Source organism: Microbulbifer maximicatervae (SeqCode), from assembly GCF_052468295.1.
This window is the reverse complement of record NZ_CP174340.1, coordinates 3888768-3909618: the sequence shown is the minus strand read 5'-3', so window position 1 is coordinate 3909618 and position 20851 is coordinate 3888768. Positions and strand designations below refer to the sequence as shown.

The 20851-nt window shown below is 50.7% G+C and carries 19 protein-coding genes; 7 read left to right on the top strand and 12 right to left on the bottom strand.

The genetic code is table 11. The features are described 5' to 3' along the window. Positions 1–34: 34 nt before the first annotated feature. Positions 35–700 carry a replication protein P gene (locus ACJJIQ_RS17390; protein ID WP_445362561.1) on the bottom strand — a complete coding sequence of 222 codons (666 nt, stop codon included), beginning with the start codon at positions 698–700 and terminating at the stop codon, positions 35–37. Then, complete coding sequence (locus ACJJIQ_RS17385; protein WP_445362560.1) at positions 612–1919, bottom strand: DnaT-like ssDNA-binding domain-containing protein; 1308 nt, start codon at positions 1917–1919, stop codon at positions 612–614. Before ACJJIQ_RS17385 ends, ACJJIQ_RS17390 begins: the two co-directional genes overlap by 89 nt. Positions 1920–2119: 200 nt before the next feature. Here ACJJIQ_RS17385 and ACJJIQ_RS17380 point away from each other — a divergent pair, with 200 nt between their 5' ends. The 4 genes from ACJJIQ_RS17380 to gbpA all read left to right on the top strand — a co-directional run bounded on the left by ACJJIQ_RS17380 (position 2120) and on the right by gbpA (position 8153). Continuing rightward, a complete protein-coding gene (locus ACJJIQ_RS17380; protein ID WP_445362559.1) occupies positions 2120–4363 on the top strand; it encodes a heavy metal translocating P-type ATPase in 2244 nt (747 codons plus the stop codon). Then, on the top strand, positions 4364–4732 hold the full coding sequence (locus ACJJIQ_RS17375; protein WP_282931156.1) for a cupredoxin domain-containing protein: 369 nt from the start codon (positions 4364–4366) through the stop codon (positions 4730–4732). A gap of 155 nt (positions 4733–4887) precedes the next feature. Then, positions 4888–5715 (top strand): DUF417 family protein, encoded by an 828-nt coding sequence (locus ACJJIQ_RS17370; RefSeq protein ID WP_445362558.1) that lies wholly within the window; start codon positions 4888–4890, stop codon positions 5713–5715. 785 nt (positions 5716–6500) lie between these two features. Continuing rightward, complete coding sequence (gene gbpA, locus ACJJIQ_RS17365; RefSeq protein ID WP_445362557.1) at positions 6501–8153, top strand: N-acetylglucosamine-binding protein GbpA; 1653 nt, start codon at positions 6501–6503, stop codon at positions 8151–8153. 89 nt (positions 8154–8242) lie between these two features. Here gbpA and ACJJIQ_RS17360 read toward each other — a convergent pair whose 3' ends face one another. Continuing rightward, a complete protein-coding gene (locus ACJJIQ_RS17360; RefSeq protein ID WP_444907191.1) occupies positions 8243–8854 on the bottom strand; it encodes a TetR/AcrR family transcriptional regulator in 612 nt (203 codons plus the stop codon). 134 nt (positions 8855–8988) lie between these two features. On the opposite strand from ACJJIQ_RS17360, the gene ACJJIQ_RS17355 reads away from it, so the two are divergent. Then, a complete protein-coding gene (locus ACJJIQ_RS17355) occupies positions 8989–10059 on the top strand; it encodes an MBL fold metallo-hydrolase (protein WP_445362556.1) in 1071 nt (356 codons plus the stop codon). A 130-nt stretch (positions 10060–10189) separates the two neighbouring features. On the opposite strand, the gene ACJJIQ_RS17350 is transcribed toward ACJJIQ_RS17355, so the two are convergent. Next, on the bottom strand, positions 10190–10627 hold the full coding sequence (locus tag ACJJIQ_RS17350; protein ID WP_445362555.1) for a hypothetical protein: 438 nt from the start codon (positions 10625–10627) through the stop codon (positions 10190–10192). Between the two features lie 29 nt (positions 10628–10656). Then, positions 10657–11772, bottom strand: a complete 1116-nt coding sequence (locus tag ACJJIQ_RS17345; protein WP_445364825.1) for an alpha/beta hydrolase — start codon at positions 11770–11772, stop codon at positions 10657–10659. A 29-nt stretch (positions 11773–11801) separates the two neighbouring features. Here ACJJIQ_RS17345 and ACJJIQ_RS17340 point away from each other — a divergent pair, with 29 nt between their 5' ends. Next, positions 11802–12827: an IS630 family transposase gene (locus ACJJIQ_RS17340; RefSeq protein WP_445362554.1), complete on the top strand. Its 1026-nt coding sequence runs from the start codon at positions 11802–11804 to the stop codon at positions 12825–12827. Between the two features lie 324 nt (positions 12828–13151). Here ACJJIQ_RS17340 and ACJJIQ_RS17335 read toward each other — a convergent pair whose 3' ends face one another. From ACJJIQ_RS17335 to ACJJIQ_RS17310, 6 genes are all read right to left on the bottom strand, one after another. Next, the gene (locus ACJJIQ_RS17335) at positions 13152–13904 is read right to left on the bottom strand and encodes a copper resistance protein B (protein ID WP_445362553.1); all 753 of its coding nucleotides are present in this window, start codon (positions 13902–13904) and stop codon (positions 13152–13154) included. Further along, on the bottom strand, positions 13897–15687 hold the full coding sequence (locus ACJJIQ_RS17330; RefSeq protein ID WP_445362552.1) for a copper resistance system multicopper oxidase: 1791 nt from the start codon (positions 15685–15687) through the stop codon (positions 13897–13899). The genes ACJJIQ_RS17335 and ACJJIQ_RS17330 overlap by 8 nt, the downstream gene beginning before the upstream one ends. An 11-nt stretch (positions 15688–15698) precedes the next feature. After that, positions 15699–16187, bottom strand: coding sequence for a DUF411 domain-containing protein (locus ACJJIQ_RS17325; protein ID WP_445362551.1), 489 nt, complete (start codon positions 16185–16187; stop codon positions 15699–15701). Positions 16188–16295: 108 nt separating this feature from the next. After that, the gene (locus ACJJIQ_RS17320) at positions 16296–16643 is read right to left on the bottom strand and encodes a hypothetical protein (protein WP_445362550.1); all 348 of its coding nucleotides are present in this window, start codon (positions 16641–16643) and stop codon (positions 16296–16298) included. A gap of 81 nt (positions 16644–16724) precedes the next feature. Then, the gene (locus ACJJIQ_RS17315) at positions 16725–17522 is read right to left on the bottom strand and encodes an oxygen-binding di-iron domain-containing protein (protein ID WP_108734605.1); all 798 of its coding nucleotides are present in this window, start codon (positions 17520–17522) and stop codon (positions 16725–16727) included. A gap of 13 nt (positions 17523–17535) precedes the next feature. Further along, a complete protein-coding gene (locus ACJJIQ_RS17310; RefSeq protein WP_282931168.1) occupies positions 17536–17979 on the bottom strand; it encodes a pseudoazurin in 444 nt (147 codons plus the stop codon). Between the two features lie 261 nt (positions 17980–18240). On the opposite strand from ACJJIQ_RS17310, the gene radA reads away from it, so the two are divergent. Beyond that, entirely contained in the window at positions 18241–19635 is a 1395-nt protein-coding gene (gene radA / locus ACJJIQ_RS17305) for a DNA repair protein RadA (RefSeq protein WP_444896030.1), read from the top strand. A gap of 83 nt (positions 19636–19718) precedes the next feature. Here the strand turns inward: radA and ACJJIQ_RS17300 are convergent, their stop codons facing one another. Continuing rightward, entirely contained in the window at positions 19719–20825 is a 1107-nt protein-coding gene (locus ACJJIQ_RS17300; protein ID WP_445362549.1) for a YHYH protein, read from the bottom strand. Positions 20826–20851 lie beyond the last annotated feature (26 nt).

Below are 20851 nucleotides of genomic sequence, written 5' to 3'. Positions count from 1 at the left end.
TTCAAAGTCAGAGTAAGCAGTTGGCTGTTAATTTCTAAATACCAAGCTTTGCCCGCATCTCCGAGAGTCTTTTCGAATTTTCTTCCTTGGAAAGTGGTGAGCCGGGGTTTTCCTCCAGCTTTAATTGCTCTGGAGCGGTTAGTTTTTCTCCCCCCAGGACTCGTTCACATATTTTTCGATAGTGCTCGGCAAAGACCGGGTAGGCGATAGACTCGGGGTTATTGGCAAGAAAAAACCAGTTGGAATCCCGCCCTGCGTGATAGATCGCTAAGTGGCTCCAGTTGTAATTGGTTTTGGGGCTTGGGGCATTGCAGGCTTCGCGATAGGCGGCGCGTGCTTCCGGTAAACCATTCTCCCCAGCGGCGCACAGCTGCAGCATTTTATGTACGGTGGGCAGGTACTCGCTTTGCAGGATCGCTCGCTTGGCACCCTGCATAATATCCTGGGGAGCGAAAGCAAGCAGGGCCTCCAGCCAGAGGCGCTTAGCGTGGTGAAGGGTTTCAGTGTCTGGAAACGCTGCGCTGAACTGATTGTGATAATTCAGTTTAAACAGCGCAAATACTTCATTGATTGCGCGCTTCTTTTCGTTCAGCAGTTCCTGGCCCTGTTCACTACCAGTTTGTGTCTGTGAGTATGTCGCCGATTGACCGGTCGCGGGTGCGCTGGTTGGTGTTGTTGTGGGAGTCTTGTGGATTGCCATAAGAGTTTCCTATTGCCAGTTTGTTACGCTCCGCCCACTGGTGGCGCGCGTGACGCACAAATACGGCGTCCCAGCTTTTACGTGCGGCATTTTGACCGCGCCAGTAAATAATAAATTCCGGAACCAGGGATAGAGCAAAGTCGCGATCTATCTCGCATTGGTTCATTAAATGACTCAGGCAGTCACCACTGGGCTGCCAGTTGCGGGAGATAGGTTTAGCTACAGGGTTTTTCTCAATACCCTGGCAGTAATAGGCCCACTCTTCCCGCGCATACTCGATAAACAGTTCACCCCAGCGGGCACTGTGGCCACCGCGCTCGGTCCATTTATAAATGAATTCCGGTAGCAATTCGGCGGCAAAGCGCGGATTGATGGCCAGGCGCTGCAACTGCTCCCAGGTGTGCTCGCTGGGCTGCCAGTCGCGGGACATAGCAGTGGGCTTGCGTTTTTCGATAAATGGCGTGTCCTGCTTCTCCCAGTCTTCCATGACCCAGTCATTGAATTCCAAATCCCAGGAAATGGACTGCTTGCCACTGGAGCGGTGGTAATCGAGAAAGCGCTGTAGGCCGCGACCGACAAAAGTGCTGGGGACTCCCTCGTCCGCCAGCTTGCGCAGGGTCTCATCGCTGGGTTGCCAGCCGTTGGGCAGTGGCTGTTTGCGCTGAGCAGTTGCGCGAAAAGCCTCCCATTTGCTTTTAACCTGGCGCAGGAACAGGGAGCCAAAGGAGTGGCGGGGCTCGGCGCGCTCGCGCCAGTAAGTGACAAACTCCGGCAATTGCTCCCTTACAAAGTGCTCGGGAATACCCAGCTGAGCGATACGCGCCATGGTTTCACTATCCGGCTGCCAACTGGGGGCAATGGTGTTGGCATTGCGGTTGGATGGGGTAGGGGGTGTTGCCACCGGGCGCTTGTACTCACCGGGCAGGGCGAACTTCAGAATCTCGCTACTGCCGAATGGTGCCGCCCCCAGCAGAAGGGCACCCTGGTTGCGCAAGCTGGTGGCTACCCGCTGGATATCCGCTGCCTGCCAGAAGGGCAGCAGCAGATATAGCTGCTCCCCCTCAGCGGTATACCAATCCCGACCTCCGTAGGGCTCCAGGGGAAGGAATGGAGCCAGGTCGCCAAGTGCAGTGAGCAGCACAGCTTCCTCCAGGCCGACAGTGGCAGCCAGAGAAGGAGAGATACTCAGGGGTCTTTCGGGAAGCAGGGGATGTGTCATGGCGCGATAATAACATTCCGTCGCATCGCATGCGCGATCATTGGCGAATCCTCAGCCTTTTCCTGCCCCTGGTGCCAACCACTAAGCTGAAGGATGAATTGACTGCGAAATTTCGGCAGACGGTGCGCTGCCAACTGTTGCCTTCCCCTAGCGGTAAGGTTGTAACTTTGTCGCTGTAATTGGTGTTGCGGGAGAGCAAGATGACGAAGGAGCAACAATCTGCGCCAACGGTGTTCCGTTTGAGTGGAGTCAATTGTGCCGGTTGTATTAACAAAATTGAGACTGCGGTTAAGGCCGTAGCCGGGGTGACTGATGCCCGGGTAAACCTGTCCGATAAAATCCTGTCGGTATACGGCCCGGCAGAGGCTGCATCCTGTATCGAAGCCGTCCGAGACGCGGGCTACGGCGCTGAACTCCTGCGAAGTAGTGAACGAGAGCAGCGCGCGGAACAGCGGGAGCAGACACAGCGGCACTACCGCCAGCAGTTGTGGCGCTCGGCATTTGCTCTGGGCGTGGGCGTGCCAATGATGGCCTGGGGGCTGATCACCGACAAGGTATCGGTGAATACCCCTGCGGAGCAGCTGGCCTGGGGTGTCATGGGGCTGATTACCCTGGCGGTGCTGGTCTTCTGTGGCGGCAACTTCTTCAGTGGTGCCTGGAAGGCACTGCGTCACCACAATGCCACTATGGATACGCTGGTGGCCCTGGGCACGGGAACGGCCTGGCTCTTTTCCATGATCGTGGTATTGGTTCCCCATCTCTTACCGGAAGCGGCACGACATGTGTACTTCGAGGCCAGTGCCATGATTATTGGCCTGATCAGCCTCGGCCAGGCACTGGAGATTCGGGCGCGCGGGCGAACTAGTGCCGCAGTGGAGAAGCTGCTGGAGCTCCAGGATACGTCTGCGCGAGTATTGAGGGATGGCCGAGAGGTGGATCTGCCTATCGAGCAGGTGCAGCAGGGAGACCAGCTGCGCGTCCGCCCGGGCGAGAAAATTCCGGTGGATGGCACTGTGCTTGAAGGGCGCAGCCTGGTGGATGAATCCATGCTCACCGGGGAACCAGTGCCGGTGAAAAAGGCGGAGGGTGACAGCCTCGCCGCCGGCACCCTGAATAAAAATGGCAGCCTGTTGTTTCGCGCAGATAAAGTGGGTTCCGACACCCGTCTCGCGCAGATTATCGAGATGGTAAAGAATGCCCAGAGCTCCCGGGTACCTATCGCGCGTTTGGCGGACAAGATTTCCGGCATCTTTGTGCCAGTGGTGATGATTATTGCCCTGGTGGCCGCACTGGTTTGGTTCAACTTGGGCCCCGATCCTCGGGTTGCCCATATGTTAGTAGTACTGACTTCGGTGCTGATTATCGCCTGTCCCTGTGCCTTGGGTTTGGCGACTCCCATGTCGGTTATGGTGGGGGTGGGCAAAGGTGCCGAGTACGGTGTACTGGTGCGCAACGGCAAGGCCCTGCAACAATCCTGCACTCTGGATGTCCTGGTTGTGGATAAAACCGGGACTCTCACCGAGGGTTCTCCGCGTCTGACAGATATCGATAGTGATGGCGACAGCGATGAACTGCTGCGTTTAGTGGCGAGCCTGGAGCAGGGCTCAGAGCACCCCTTGGCCGAAGCCATAGTGACGGCCGCTCACGATAAAAACCTTGAATTGCAGTCTCCAGCCAACTTTGAAGCCATCACAGCTCACGGTGTGAGTGGTGATATCGGTGGCAGTCGCGTGCTGTTGGGGAATACCAAGTTAATGCAAAAGGAGGCTGTTTCCCTGGATGCCTGGAGTGAGCGGGCAGCCAAATTGGCCGAGGTGGGGCGCACGGTGATGTACGCCGCCGTGGACGGCAAGTTGCGGGGGATTATTGCTGTAGCCGATCCGATTCGCGCTGATGCGCAAGCTGCAATCGAGCGACTGAACAAACTGGGTTTACGCATTGAAATGCTTACCGGGGACAATCACGGCAGTGCCGAAGCGGTTGCCCGACAACTGGGCATCGACCGAGTTCACGCAGAACTATTGCCGGAAGATAAAGAGGGGATCGTCGCTGAATTGCAAAAAAAAGGCGAGCGAGTGGGTATGGTGGGTGACGGGATTAACGATGCCCCGGCCCTGGCGCGGGCCGATGTGGGCTTTGCGATAGGTGCCGGTACCGATGTTGCTATTGAGAGCGCCGATGTCACCCTAATGCGTTCCTCCCTGCACGGGGTCGCCAATGCCGTGGAGTTGTCCCGGGCCACTTTGCACAACATCAAGCAAAACCTGTTTGGAGCTTTTATTTATAACACTCTGGGTATTCCCATCGCCGCCGGTGTCCTCTACCCGATTACGGGTATGTTACTGAGCCCCATTGTTGCCGGTGGTGCTATGGCGCTTTCCTCCCTGACAGTGGTCAGTAATGCCAACCGCCTGCGCTTCTTTAAACCATCGGAGGCTCGCTAAATGGCTGAAGTTCTCGTAAATATCGTCGGTGTGCTGATGATTCTGGCTGTTATCTGGTGGTTTTGGTTGGGGCCAAAAAGAAGTGCCAGTAAGGCGACGCCGAGCACGGATAATTTACAGATTCTGGTTAAGGATGGAGTTTACGAACCGGATCTTATCCGCCTGCCTGCCGGTCGCACAGCGACTTTGCATTTTCACCGGGAGGACCCAAGCCCCTGCTCCGAGTGGGTATTGTTTCCAGACTTGGAAGTCAGCGCTCAGCTTGCCCTGAATCAGGATACCTTGGTGGAAATACCAAAAGCCGAGCCGGGCGAATACCCGTTCAACTGCCAGATGCAAATGTATCGGGGCACATTGATACTGGAGTAACAGTAAATGTGATTCTCTATGGGGGTGTAATAATTCCCCGGGCCAAGACGACATAGATTTAACCAATACCCCAGAGCCGCCTTTCAACTGTATGGAGAGAGGGGCTCTGGTCAGGCTGGTGACTAAGCTCTAATTTGTTAAGAGGTCGTCAACAAATGTCATTTCTTCTTCGAAAACTTCCCTTCGCCCTGGTGGCCATCGCCTTTGCGCTTATTACGGTGGCGCTTTTTTCTGGCCAATGGGGTGATATCAAGCGCGTATTTGAATTCTACGGTGTCACTAATGAGGAGGTGCTTTCCTCTATACGTTTAATGACCGCCATTATTTTTTCAGTCGCCGCTATTTTAGGGGCACTCGCCCTTCGCTTTGAGCGGGTTGTTAAGCCCCTGGCAATCCTTCTGATTTTAATATCGCTAGTGCCCCTACTGAGTCTTCTTGGCAGCGGCCATTGGATCGACTCCCTGGGCGGCTTTCCTGCAATTGGCTCAGGACAGGGGATAATTAAGTACTTTGCCCTGTTAACCTTGGGTATTACCTGGTTGTATCGGGATTCGTTGAGCCCACTAAAGCTGATATGGCTCAATTATTTCCCTGTCGGCTTGGTATTACTCTGGATTGGTGGGATGAAATTCACAGCGCTTGAGGCTGAGGGGATTGAAGGTCTGGTAAGCACTTCGCCACTGATGTCGTGGTTATACAGTGTATTTAGCGTGCAGGTGGCCTCAAATCTTATCGGTATATATGACTTGATTGCGCTGGCTATCCTCGCCTTGGGTATTTATATCCGGCAGCTGTTTTGGCCGGGACTATTGCTTTGTGCCGCAGTATTTATAACAACCCAGACCTTCCTCTACTCCTATCCAGGCAGTTGGGTAGCTCCCTGGCAACTTAGCTCCAGCGGTATTTTTATTATTAAAGATCTGTGGTTTATCGCAAACCTGATATTAATCTTGGGCTTTAGAAATTCCATGATTAAATCTTAAAACTGATGGGGTCAAAGAGTTGCTCTGAGGCCCCCAAAATGCCAGCTTTGATACATTGGGAATACTATTTGTAAGTTATCGAAAGGTGGCATTTTCTGTGGGCTCAGGGATATCTGGCCGGCGTGAATTCAGTGAAGTGAAAGCTATAAAAAAACTAATATTTTAATTTTCATTGGAAAACCCTCTGCCTGATTAGTTACAGAAGAAGTATTGGTCGTTGTTTTCTAGGTTTTTTCTGCTTCTATTTTGTCGTGGGTGCACCGTGTTTTTTTGCCGGTAAGCGATAGATGGAGTTAGTTAGGGTTTCATATTGAGTTCCGGGAGGGTTTAAGTGTGAAATTCATAGTTCTTCCATATTTTGTTTTTATATTTTTATAAGCGGTATATTCGGATTTATACCTGACTGCCTTTACTGGAATAAAATACCAATAAATGTCGCCTTTATTGATTTTATGTTGCAGTAATTTGCCGAAATTGTGGTCTTATTTTTTGTTTTAGGTCGTCATTTTTCTATTTTGCAAGAAATTATTTTGTCATTATTTATGTTTTTATTTTTGTGTTTATATGGAACTTTTAATGGGGTGGTATTTATTAAAAATTAGACTTATCTTTCGGTGACACGCTAAAAATTGTTTGTTTAAATTATAAAAATAATAGGAACCGTGCCAATTAGTGGCGGTCCATAACTCTGTCGCTAGCGTTGCAGGATTTACATCCTCTAAAAGTAAAAATTTGTGTTCAGCTGGGGAAGGAAGTTGAGCGCAAAGTAATAAATGGGCAGAGATATGATTCTACGTAAGAAAAAATTAGCATCCGTATTTAAACAACCGATAGTCAATCGCACATTAATGGCAGTGGTATTAGCCGGTGCCAGTTCTAATGCTTTCAGTCATGGTTATGTTGAGGCCGCTGACGGTGGTGTAGCTTCTGCGCGTGGTACCCTGTGTAAATACGCATTAGATACCGGTGAAATGAACTTGAATTGCGGTGCAGTTCAGTGGGAACCACAGAGTATAGAGGGTCCTGAAGGCTTTCCCGATAGCGGCCCTGCCGATGGGCAAATTGCCAGTGGAGGAAGCAGTGCCTGGTCTGAGCTTAATGAACAGACATCTGATCGCTGGGTAAAAAATTATATTAGCTCCGGTTGGCAAACCTTCAAATGGTACTTCACCGCCAACCATGTAACTCGTGATTGGAAATACTATATTACTAAAGAAGATTGGAATCCGAATTCAGTCTTGACTCGCGATCAATTTGATCTCGCCCCATTCTGTGAGATAGATGGCAATTATGAACAGCCAGATGTAAATACAACTCATGAGTGTCAGGTGCCGGATCGCGAGGGCTATCATGTAATTCTGGCTGTTTGGGATGTGGGTGATACGGTTAACGCTTTCTACAATGTTATCGATGTAGAATTCGATGGCGATAATGTCACTAATACCGAGTGGAGCGCTGCGGGTACCATCAATCCGACGCAGGACTTGAACGTTGGCGATAAAGTATATACCCGCGTATTTGATGGCTCAGGTGAAAACTCATCTTACAGCACTGTTTTGGAAATTGCCTCCGAAGAGCAGGGCATCGCTGAAAACTGGTCACACGATTTGGCTGAGTTGATTAATGCAGAGCAGACCGATATCCGCGCCGGTGATTTCGATGGCGATAGTAGTTTTGAGCCTCTGTACGGTATCAACCGCATTTATCTAAAAGATGGCAGTGGCCTGGAAAATGTCGAGATCGGTTACGAGTTGAGCGAAGAAGAGCCCAACTATGAAGTAACGGTAAATGGCCTTGAAAGTGAATACACAATTACAGGCGGTGCTATTTCTCTAGACTTGGCTCTCAGTGCTACGGGAGATGTCAGCGTTGAGGTTACAGTGGTAAATCATGGCGGTGATACTCTAGCAAGCTATAGCAATAACATTGATGATGGTGATACTGCCAGTACTAGCTTGACTCTCTCAGAGACTGTAGCAGGGCACCATATGGTTGTAGTGGTGGTAAAAGACCGCGATGGCAACATGGTTGATCAAAACACTCTGAACTTCTACCTGGTTGAAGACACCTCTGGTGATGATGACTCCTCGAATGGGGATGACGATACTTCCAATGGTGATGATGACTCCTCGAGCGGCGACGACGATAGCTCCAACGGCGATGACGACAACTCTAATGGAGACGATGATACTTCGAACGGAGATGATGATAGCTCCAATGACGATGACCAATCCTCAAGTGATCAGGATTATGATTATGTCTTCCCTAGAGGTCATAGAAACTATGCTGCGGGCACCAAAGTCCTGGGCCGTGACGGTAATGTCTACGAGTGTAAGGACTCTGCTTACTCCCACTACTGTAAGGAAGTAAAAAGAGGTGCAATACAGTTCGAGCCAGGTGTTGGTGGGAACTGGGAGATACTTTGGGAAAGACTTTAATTTATTCCCGATAAAATAAAAAAGGCCCCTTTTGGGGCCTTTTTTGTTGGTAAATTAGTAGGTGAAAAATGGCCTCTTAGGGCAGCGATTCAAGCCTGGTAATAACTTAAAAACATCGCAGCGGTGCGCTCGGCCAGTGCCTCTTGCTCGGCGGAGCTCGGTGGGCCAGAGAGTTGAAGTAACTGAGGCCAGTAGCAACCGCCCTTAATCAGGTTGTGAATCTGCCCACTGGCGACCTCTATGTCGAGAGACTTTAGTCGCCCATCAGCTACGGCAGATTTGATCCAGCGCTGCACCCCGGTTTCATGGGCCTTATATTTTTCCATTTCCTTCTGTAGTGCTTCCGGCTGGTGGAAGAAGTAGTCGAAGGCCATGCGGTTAAGCTCAATATACTGCGGGTTGCAGATCGTTTTTATTTCCTGCTCTAACAGTGTGCGGAGTTGTGATTGCATATCACTATCCGGGTTGTAGTCACAACCGGAGGGCTGGGTGGCCTGCTGCCAGAGTTCACCGATCAAATACATCACCAGGGCTTCTTTACTGGAGAAGTGGTTGTACACGGTGCGTTTTGATACCTGTGCTCGGGCTGCCAGCTCGTCCATACTCGTGCCCTGCACTCCCAGCTCCTGAAAAGCCTGCTTGGCGGCATCAATAATAGCTTGGCGTTTCAGCTCACTTCTGGTTGGTTTCTTTTCAGTCATGGGTATCTCTGTGAAATCTGGGCCGGAGGATTCCATTGCCGGCGAGTTACTTCTTACGCAAATTTTACACTATATAGTTTACTTTTATATAGTTAGTTTATACACTGCACTGTATAGTTTACATGGTAAGTGAAATGAAGAAGCGCTGGTGGATTCTGACAGGAGTGATTGTTATGTCGGTAGGTCTCTTTGGTAGCTGTACAAATCAACCCGAGAAGTTCCGCAACAGTGATACGGACTACAAAGTCAGTAGTGGCGGTATAGTTGAGATGATCGGCGCCTACATTAAGGCGGATCGTGCAGCCCCCGCACCGGTGAAGCCTATTCCATTGCGACAGATTCCCGCTGCAGAGCTGGCTGCCCCAGTCGCTGAGAGTGCCGTATATCGCTTCGGGCACTCCACAGTACTGATTCGAATGGATGATCAGTATGTTTTGACAGATCCGGTATTTAGCAAGCGGGCATCCCCGGTTCAGTGGATGGGCCCGAAGCGCTTTCATCCATTGCCCATAGAGATTCGAGACTTGCCTTCGATTAAAGCGGTCGTTATCAGCCATGACCACTACGATCATTTGGACAAAAATAGTATTCGCGCACTCAAGAATAAAGTAGAGCAATTTATCGTTCCTACCGGGGTGGGAAGTCGTTTGCGTAACTGGGGAATTCCGGCCGAAAAAATTGAGGAGTTGGCCTGGTGGGAATCGTTTGCCTTGGGCAGTTTGCACTTTACCGCGACCCCGGCTCAACATTTTTCCGGGCGTGGACTAACGGATAAAGACTCAACATTGTGGGCCAGCTGGGTAATTGAAGGGCGCGAGGGCCGTGTATTCTTTAGCGGTGACAGTGGCTATTTTAGTGGCTTTCGTGAAATTGGTGAGCGATTTGGTCCGTTCGACCTGACACTGATGGAAACGGGTGCTTACAACAAGCTTTGGAGTTCGGTTCATATGATGCCTGAAGAGAGTGTACAGGCACATCTCGATCTCAGAGGGCGAGCAATGTTACCTATCCACAACAGTACTTTTGATCTTGCCCTACACGATTGGTATGAACCTCTGGAGCGCGCACAGACGGCAGCCAAAGATCAGGGTGTCACTTTGGTAACGCCTATCATTGGAGAGGCTGTTCGCCTGCAATCTCCCACCACAACAAAGGCTTGGTGGAAAGATGAGATGGCTACGGATTTACGCCTGGTGAGTGAGTAGAGAGGTTCTGTGAATTTGCTATTAGTAGCTGGGTGCTGCTGGATTTAGATATCGATATGTTTTCTGTGGGCGAGCTGGAGGTAAATGCCAGCTCGTTTTTTAGTTTTCCACCTTACTAAGTGCCCTTGGCCTAAGGTTCTGAAGAGCAATTATCGTCCTCTGTGATCATATGTAAAAGATAACCTGTACTCCTAACAGATATACGTCCTTCTCTAACGCAGCTTGGAAATCCGTAATTAAAAGCAGCAGTGATTACTGTGTCAGGGGTTCCTGTTGCATCACTATAATAGCTGGTAGATAAAGTGAAGCTTCCGGGATCTATTCCTTTGAAGTTGTCTATAACGTCTTTTGGTATTTCAATTGGTGTGTTATTCAGGACAAAAACAAGATTTTTGACGGTTTTTGTAGTATTCGAAAACTCAGGTTTTAAATATACATCAAGTCTAAGAGTCCCGATTTCTGTCCGGAAAGTTTTGTAATAACTTATCCTGTCCCACCATCTTGGATTTTCCTGTGAGGTGAATGCCAACGGGGAAAAGAAAATTAGTGTGATAACTATATTTTTCATTTTTAGTAAATACAATTTTTAATCGTAAGCTAATTGAGCTTGAGTTCAGCTATTTGCCGATTTATCGTCGCCGTTTTACTTTTATCCTGAATGCGAGAAATTTCTAGTGCTTTCTTCAAAACATCAGAAGCCTCTGAAATTTCATCATTCTGTTGTAACGCCTGGGCCAAACTTTGGTGGGCGTCAATAGAATTTGGCCGATATTCCACCCATCGCCTTGCGACATTGATGGCTTCTTGGATACGACCATCCTTTAGTAACAAACTGGTGATATAGCTTAATTTGTTAACATTTCTCCAACGTGTAGCCCTGGGTAAAATAGGAAAGCCATATTTCTGTGAGAGTGATTGGTAGAAATGATCGATATTTTGTAAGGCGTCACCAGGCTGGGATATCAATTCTCGATAATTTGCGGACCATTCTTCGTGGGGATAATTAAGCTCGATAGCCGATAACGCGGCTTTTATAAAGGCACCGTAATGGTTTTCATTGTTAATAATTTCTATTTTTAGTTTGAGGTTCTCTTTTGCGTAAGGAGAAAGTTTGGTGTTAATTTGACTTAAGATTTTTTCATAGCGCTTATCTTTACGCATATCACTGTCAGCCATCGCGAAATAAAAAGCATTGATCTTGTTTGATGAGGTCTGCATACTTGTGGTTATTTCATTAATAAAAGTACTCTCTGAAGTGGGCCCCATACCAAATATGTCAGCTGCAGATAAAAAGAAGTAAGACTGAAACAATCCAGGTTTGTTAGTTAGGGCGTAGAGAGGAAAGATACTGCTAGTTGAGACACCAATAATCATTCTATTGTTGAGTGCGCGGTAATTGCTTTCTAAATATGGGAATAGTTCTTCAGTTAGAAATTTACTATAGGTCTCAGGGTTTCCCAGGGCGCTAAACTTCTCCTCAGTGGTATGCTTCCACATTCCATGTAGGTAGGTTTCCGGTTCATCACCGCCATCATTAAGGCTGATTACAATACTTTCCGGCATACGTTCTACGCTACTTAGATGCTTTACTACCCCGGTTAAGGCGTGGAAAAATTCTTTGCCGTGAGTGCCATTAATAAAGATAACCGGGTATCTATGCTGCTTTGATGCTTGATGGAACGTTTGCGGTAAATATACTAGCGGGGCAGAAATAATCAGTACACCCTGGTAATATAAACTGCATGAAATACGATGCCAGAAAACTTAGTACTGAGGAGCAGCACCTCATACGTAAAATTGCTGTTCAGCGAGTATTTGATGGAGAATCTGCGGCGGAGGTTAGTCGTAGCTTAGGGCTGGGGAGCAGAACTATTTTCCCATGGTTAAGGACTGCTCGGGAGAAAGGTATTGAAGCGCTATCTCCAAAAATTAGACCTGGACGCGGTAGAAAACTGTCAGCTATTGAAGAAGAGGAAGTCAAACGATGGATTATTGGTGGCGATCCAAGGCAATATGGCTTTGATTTCGGATTGTGGACACGTCAGATCGTATCGGATTTGATTTTTGAGAGATTCAAAATTGAACTTAGCGTTTCTAGTGTCGGCACACTTCTACATCGACTGGGCCTGACGCCACAAAAGCCTCTACGAAGAGCTTACGAGAGAGATGAGAAGGCGGTGAATAAATGGGTAAAGGAAGTCTATCCAAAGATTAAATCTTATGCGAAAAAAACTGGTGCAGAAATATTTTGGCTGGACGAGGCTAGTATCAGATCAGACGATCCACTCCAAAGGACATGGGGAGAAAAAGGAAAAACTCCAGTGGTAAAAACGAGTGGTCAAAGACAGTCAATCAATGCGATCTCAGCTTTATCGAATAGAGGTGGCTTCTGGTATCATATTTATAGTGGAAAGTTCACGGCAGAAAAGTGCGTAGAATGCTTCAAAAATTTCCAGAGAAGTCAGAAAAGACCAGTGATTCTCATTGTTGATGGGCACCCAGTACACAAATCGAAAAAGGTATTGGAGTATGTCGATTCACAGGATGGAAAGCTTGAAATGGTGTTCTTACCGCCATATGCACCAAACCTAAATCCAGATGAGTTGGTCTGGAATCATATGAGAAATATAGGGACTTCAAAGAGGCCGCTGAAAAAAGGTGAGACACTACTGAGTCGTGCAAATGCAGATTTGCAGAGCATCAAGAAAAATAGAAAACTTGTGAAATCATTTTTTCAAGAGTCGACTGTATTCTTTGCTGCTGCCTAGGTAGTATGTTGATTGGTATTTCACGACTCAAGATTCTGGATGAGAAAAGAAATTCATCACCATAACTCAGGTGATTGGTCGTGCTAACAGAAGAGTGGCTCTGTGGGCTTTCAGCTTTTGCTGATAGGCCCACACACAGTAGGGAAACTGCGATTAACAGTATTCGGGAGGAAATCATATCACCGGCATCCTTGCTGAATTTAAATATTTTTAAAAAGGCGATTAAGATCTATTAGATGCTATGACAGATTGAGGAGGCGGTAAAGTTGGTTACAGCTGATGCGAAGTGGTACAACTTGTATAGATATAAAAAGTTGGATTCTTTTAAAACCAAGCTCTAAACCCCAGTACCCATACGGTTGAGTCCACATCCTCACCTTCTTCACGGGCGAAATCAGCGGCATTGCCCACTTCCCGTTCATAGTGGACGCCAATATAGGGTGAGAATTTCCTGGTGACTTCATACATGAGCCGAAAGCCGACTTCCGCTTCCGATAAGCCGGAGCCGCTACCTCGGGCTTCATCGTTCTGCCCAAAAAAGTTCAGCTCTATACGTGGGACCAGGTTCCAGTCCTGTGCCAACTTTATTTCATACTCGCCTTCCAGGCGAAATGCAGTACTGCCATGTTCTCCATAGAAAAATACCGCATCCATTTCGAATTTGTAGGGAGACTCTCCAGTAATACCCACAGCAGCCCAGTTTCGGCTGGTAGTCTCCAGATTAAAATCGTGGCGAATTCCAATTAGGAAATTCCAGTTTGCTGAAATTGCCCGGCTATAGAGAGCCCAGAGTTCATTTTTTTCGATTTCCCCACTACTTCGCTCGTAGTCAACTTCGGCAACAAACTTATTTTGTTCTCCGCCATAACTGAAGTCTCCCTCGATTTCTCCGCCGTTATCACCTCGCAGTTCCACATAGTCGAGGCTGACTTCAGCCATGGGTTCTTCTTTGTTATCCTCGCCAGAGGACTGGTAGCTGTGGTGCTGGTGCTGATGCTGAGGTTCTGCCTGCCCATAGCTGGCCTGGGCAGCAAGTATCCTTAGTATTGCTGCTATCCCTGCAACATTCTTAAACAATGCGCACCTCCCGATACATACCGGGCCTCTGGTAAAGCATTTGACTGTGTAGAGCCCAGCGGCCATAGGTGTCGACGCTGACCAAGTAACTGATGCTTGATCCGGGTTGTGCGATCACCGTGTGCTTGCGAGGTAAATACTCCCCGTTGCCGGTTTCCAGCTCACTCCAAAAACCGTGTAAGTGCATGGGTTGGGGAAGCGTAGTGTCATTGACCAGGGTAATGCGCAGGCGCTCCTGGTGCCGAAATAATAATGGGCTGGCATCGCGAAACTTTTCACCATTTATTGACCAGAGATAGCGCTCATAATTACCGGTCAGGTGTAACTGTAATTCCCGCTGTGGCTCTCGCTGATCCTGAGTAGGCTTATTGCTGCGCAAGTCGCTGTAAGTCAGTACACGGCGGTTATAGCGATGTTTATGGTTTCTGAGTCCTACACCGGGGTCAGAGATGCCGTTTGCTGGCGTCAGCGCGCGGTGATCCACCCTGAATCCGGATTCACTTGGCTGGTGAATGATAGGGCTATTACTACCGAGCCCCGCTGCAGCGAGGTTTCCGTAAAACCATCCCCCCTCAGTTGCATCGGGCAAATCGGAATGTTTTTCGGTGTGAGCAGTCTGGGTTGTTTTAAAGTGTGTGTCTGTCTCTTCGGTTTTTCTCCCTAGTCCCAGATCTTGCCGATTGAGCACTGGGCGGTGATCCATCGCGGGAATCTCTGCGCTCAGACGTATATCACTTGTCAGTGTGCCTCGCGCATAGCCACTGCGGTCCATGGACTGCGCAAATATACTGTAGGCTTGTTCACTCTCTGGTTCGACAATTACGTCATAGGTTTCGCCGCTGCCAATGCGAATTTCATCGACGCTAACGGGCTCGATATTTTGTCCATCGGCCGCCACCACCTTCATTTTCAGGCCGGGGATACGCAGGTCGAATAAGGTCATCGAAGCTGCGTTAATTAATCGCAGGCGAACCCTCTCACCAAGTTTAAATAATGCAGTCCAATTGGTATCGGGTGTATGCCCGTTAATCAGGTAGGTGTAAGTCTCGCCTGTGACCTGGGAGATATTGCGGTCGGAAAGCTGTTTCCAGTTCCATTGATGCCGGTCCCGCCAGGTTCGTGCGACACCTTTTGTACGCACTTCACGCCATAAATCTGTAGCTGTGCGCTGTTGCCGGTTGTAGTAGTCCGGGTCTTTTTTTAGATGGGTATAAATAGTTTGGGGAGATTCATCGCTCCAATCGGATAGGACAACAACATAATCCCGCTCGTAAGAAAATGGTTCTGGAGATATCGGATCAATGACTATTGCCCCAATTAGCCCCAGTTGTTGTTGAAACCCGGATTGGCTGTGATACCAATAAGTACCACTTTGGCGCAAAGGGAATCGGTAGCGAAATGTTTGCCCGGGTTGAATGCTGCTAAAGCTCAATCCCGGTTCGCCGTCCATATCGCTGGGTACCCTAACACCGTGCCAGTGCAGGGAGGATTTGTCGGGTAATTGGTTATGGACATTCAGGGTGACAGTTTCCCCTTCCCGCCAGCGCAAAATGGGGCCCGGTAGACTGCCATTAATGGTAAGGGCTTGTCGTTCGCGCCCGGTAAGATTTACCTGGCGGTACCCGATGGATAAATCAAAGTGGTTACCGCGCAGGGTTGTTGCCGAAGCTGTTGGCGAGTTTGGGTGCGAACTGTGGGGTAACCCCAGCAGCAGGGCTCCCGCTCCGAGACCTGTGACGAAAGTACGCCTTGATACGGCGTCGGTGCGGAAGCTATCTTTCATCGATGTCCCTTTTAAAACTGCTCCTGTGCCGTATTGATTTCGGCGTAAATTTCGCTGCTGCCGTCTTTGTTAAGCAGCATTACCTGATAGGGCGTAAAACGGTCGCCCACTTCCATACCGGGGCTGCCCAGGGGCATACCTGGCACTGCGAGACCAATGGCATCTTGCGGTGGATTCTGCAAGAAACGCTGTATCAGCTTTGCAGGTACATGCCCTTCAAAAACATAGCCCTGTTCTGACACTGTGGTGTGGCAGGATTGGTAGCGCGGAGAGATATGGTGCTGCTTTTTCACGCCGTTAAGGTCTTCGACATCCTTTGCTACGACGTCAAAGCCACTTTGTTGGGCATGCTCAACCCAAATTTTGCAGCAGCCGCAGGTGGCGGATTTGTAAGTGGTCAGGCTCACAGATTCCTTTTTGGGGTCTGGAGATTCGGCACAGGCACTTAATGCCAGGGTTGTGAGTAGCGCAGCAATAGCGATCAAAATTGAACGGTTCATATGAACTCCGATGATGAGATTAAGGGCGCACACAGGCGCGCGAGTATTTATAAAAAATATTTGGAGTAAAACTGGGGAGTACGCGTATGCCTAGGCATACGGGGCCCGTTAAATGCGGAATATGGGTGGGCGTAGTGCCATTTCCGGATCTGGAGAGGAATTAAATTCCCGGTAGGCAGTTACAAGTAGATTGCGGTTGTATACAAGGATTTTATATTGAGCGTTTACCGCAGAGCTGGTGCCTGGCCCTGCACAGCAGCTGCATTCAGCAGTGCAACTGGAGGGATGGCTGTCGCTGCAGTTCTCAAGGGTTGCCTCGTCGCAATGGGTTTTTTCTTCTGCAGCGATGGATGCCGCTGGGGGTTCGTGTGTTTCCGCACAGGATGACGCAACTGCCTGGCCGCCGAAGGCCAGTAGCAGTATGAGCAAAAATAGGCGGAAGATCCCGGTGTGCATGGCGGTATTCAGAAAACAAGCCAGCCCGCAGTGTATGGGCTGGCCTCTGCCGGTGCAACTTCCCGCTTGCGGGATGGCGGATTAAGAGCGGCCCAGGGGCAGGCGGAAGTCCTGGTGTCGCAACAGGTCCGGCCCACATTCGAGGCGCTCGAGCCAGCCCAGGAAGCGCTCTTTGACATCGCCTGAGGCAAAGTAACCGCCGTGCTGGGGCACAATCATTGCGGGGTTGAGTTCCCGAATCATCTTGGCCCAGAGACGACAGGTCCAGTTCCCGCCCATATAGCGGCGGTGGAACCCTTCCATCGACGGCAGATGCTCGTCGAAATCTTTGACTTCGCCCTCCTCACCACCGAGGGAGGCACCGATATCACCGGAAAATAATATGCGGCTGACCGGATCATAAAAACTGAAGTTGCCACAGGAGTGCATAAAGTGCGCTGGCAGCGCCCAGATCTCGCTGTCGCTGAAGGGGATAATTTCTCCCTTGTCGTCCAGAGGCATGATGCGTTCCTGCCAGCGTTCAGCACCGGCACGCGAGGCGACAAAGCCGGAAACCAGGTGTGGCAAAAACCGCGACCACAGCTTCGACACCGCCACCTTACAGCGCGAATGCAGCATCCAGCGCGGCAGCGAGGCGATAATATCCGGATCCTGGTGAGAGGCCAGGATCAGGTCCAGTTCGCTCAGGTTCAAATGGCGGCTGAGCTCAATGGTGAGGTGTGTGTAAGTCAGATCGCCGCCGGGATCGATAAGCGCCCCTTTGGTGCCGCGGCGAATAACAAATTGATTGGCCTGTACCCCATCGCTGCCATTCTGCTCTTTAACCAAATCGCCGAACCGCGCAACCAGGTGGTGACCTTTTTCAAATAGGATGTCCACGCCGCGACTCCTCTTATTGGACTTGGCCGAGGTATTGAGTGAGCCTCTCCTTGTTCATGGCGATGGTGGCATTCATGCCTTCGGCATGCTTCTTGGCTTCTTCCAAGTTGGTTGCCTTACCTACCTGAATTACCCCAACCATACCCAGCGGCAAATGTGGGTCGCACTGGTATACGTAGACACCTTCCTGGTTCAAAGTGACAGTCACCTTTTCTCCCATGCTGCCATTCCAGGTAGCGCCCTCGGCAGGGGACAAAACTGAGTGAGTGTTGTGGGCCGCATCAGTGGGCAGGAAGGTGACAGAATCGCCCGGTGCTACTGCGAGAAATGCCGGTTCAAAAGTCATCATGCCGTCCTTGCCCTGGTTCAGCATCTTAACTTCGTGATCCGCAGCCAGGGCGGAGGTCGAGGCCATGGCGAGCGCCAGAATCGCGCCGCGAAGAGTAATAGACGACATACTTACTTCCTGTTCGATGGTTAGTCAGTGTTGTTCAGCGCCTCCCCATTAGTGGGTAGAGGCAGCGGCGGATGTTATCTCGGAGGGGGCTGGGTGAATTGATCTAGATCAATCGCGTAGATAGACCAATTAGAAGGAGAAGATGCCAATAGAAGGGATCCGTGTAGGAGAGTCATTTTAGACTGCTGAGCACCACCCGCCTCGGCCGGATAAGGGGTAAACTGTGCGCCGATCAATTCTGTGACTTTTCGGGAGAGTGCTTTGGCCACAAAACGTAAAACTGCCTACGTGTGTAATGAATGCGGCGCTGACTACACTAAATGGGCAGGGCAGTGTAGTGCTTGTGGCACTTGGAATAGCCTATCGGAAGTACGCCTGGGACCGGATCACAAAGACAGTCGCGCCGCGAATTTTACCGATGCACAAAGTGGTTACGCCGGTTCCGCTGGTGCTGGCAAAGTACAAAAACTATCGGAAATCGACCTCAGTGAATTGCCGCGTATTCCCACTACGGCCTCGGAACTGGATCGAGTGCTGGGCGGCGGGCTGGTGCCTGGCTCCGTCGTACTGATCGGCGGCCATCCTGGTGCGGGTAAATCCACTGTTTTACTCCAGACCCTGTGCCATCTCGCGACTTCAATGCCGGCGCTATATATCACCGGCGAGGAATCTCTCCAGCAGGTTGCTATGCGCGCTAAGCGCTTGGGGCTGCCCACGGATTCTCTGCAATTGCTCAGTGAAACCGATGTGGAGCGTATTTGCCTGGCGGCCAAGGAAGTGAATCCTCGGGTTATGGTAGTGGACTCGATCCAGGTGATGCACATGAGCGATGTTCAATCGGCACCGGGCTCTGTGGCACAGGTGCGCGAGAGTGCGGCCTACCTGACCCGCTTTGCCAAGCAGACTGGCACGGCGCTGATTCTGGTGGGGCATGTCACCAAAGATGGCAGTCTCGCGGGCCCCAAGGTGCTGGAACATATTATCGACTGCTCCATTCTCCTCGAAGGCACCCACGACTCCCGCTTTCGCACACTGCGGGCGCATAAAAATCGCTTTGGGGCCGTCAATGAACTCGGCGTGTTTGCCATGACAGAGCAGGGCCTGAAAGAGGTATCCAATCCCTCAGCCATTTTCCTGCAAAGGGCTGAGGAGATTGCAGCCGGTTCCGTGGTGACTTCGGTGTGGGAGGGCACCCGGCCGCTGTTAGTGGAGTTGCAAGCCCTGGTGGACGATAGCAGTCTCGGCAACCCCCGCCGGGTAGCGGTGGGCCTCGACCAGAACCGCTTGAACATGCTGCTCGCTGTGTTGCATCGCCACGGTGGGGTCTTGGTGGGGGACCAGGATGTCTTTATCAATGTGGTCGGCGGGGTAAAGGTGATGGAAACCAGCGCCGATCTGACACTCTTATTGGCGGTAGTCTCCAGTTTCCGCAACCGTGTCCTGCCCCGGGATCTGGTGGTATTCGGGGAAGTGGGGCTGTCAGGCGAGATTCGCCCGGTGCCCTCGGGCCAGGAGCGTTTGCGCGAGGCCGCCAAACACGGTTTCCGCAAAGCCATTGTGCCTGCAGCCAACCGCCTTAAGAACGATATCGAGGGAATGGAAATGCACTCGGTCAAGACCTTGGCGGAAGCGCTGGCGGTAATTGATATGAGCTGACAGCCCAGCCGGGGACGACTGTTTTGGCAGAGGAATACCTTGCGGTATTCCTCTGGGGAAGTGAGCTTTCAGAGCCTCCTGCGCTAGGGGCGCCTAGTTGCACCCTTGCGCTGATTGTTACCGGGGCCCCGACGAAAATCCTCTGACGGGGTGCCCTTGTAGCAGCGCGGGATAATGGGCCAGTCCTCTGTTAGAAAATAGGCATAGGTGCCCTTGGGGAATTCCGGGGTGCGAACCATTCTGCCGTTGCACTCATCCAATGTGCCGGAGCCAGCCACATAGTGGTAATCATCCACAAAGGTACCATCGTAGTAGCCACCGGGTTCTTTACTGCCCTTGGGGCGTTTCCCGGGTTTCACCTGATAGCTTGAAGTCACTGCCGCAATTCCGGATTTCGGTTCCCAACCATCGGCATAGGCGTACAGGGCATAAATGGGGAATCCATCGGCAGCCCAGCCAATCAGTGGCGAATGCCTTTCCTTAGATACCCCCAGGCGCTGTAATAAACCGGTGGGAATTCCGTGATAGTGATAGGCACCATTGGGCTGAACATGGGCGTAGTTATCGTCTACACCTAGCTGAATCGCACCGGATAGGGCTTCGTAGCGCCAGCGTCCCCGATTGCCCAGGTACCATTCCGCAGCGCTGGGGTCGAAAGGCACTCCGTTCAGTCCGATACCAAAATTCTGCAACGGAACCGGTGTAGGTTGAGCGGCAATTTGGGGGATAGCCGGAACTCGGAAACGGTAGCGCTGCACCTCGACTTCATGGGGATTGCCGCGATTGGGGAAGGTACCAGTCTTGTGCTCGGAAATACCATTGGCCTCAATAACGCGCCAGGGTCCCTGGATACTGATACTCACTTTACTAAAGGTAATCGGCGCTTCGGTAGCAGGAACAGTGTGCTGCAGACCGTCGGATTGCACCACTGTGTGTTTGTGAGCGGTGTGGCGTGCACCAGTGACGCCCCCTCCTGCAGAGCGCGCAGTCGGTTTGCGCTCGGGAACACAAGCTAGGCCATGTGATTGGGGGTGGTTGCGGCAGCGACCACTGACTCGGCCATTGGGCAGTTCCATTGAGCAGCTGGCGCCACTGGACAGGTTTCGACAAGCCTCCAGGGCGCTATCGGGTACGTGAGCCAGCGAGAGAGGCGCAATACTGCAAAGCCCCACAAATAACCACTTCTTCATAATGACATCTCAAGATTTACAGTACC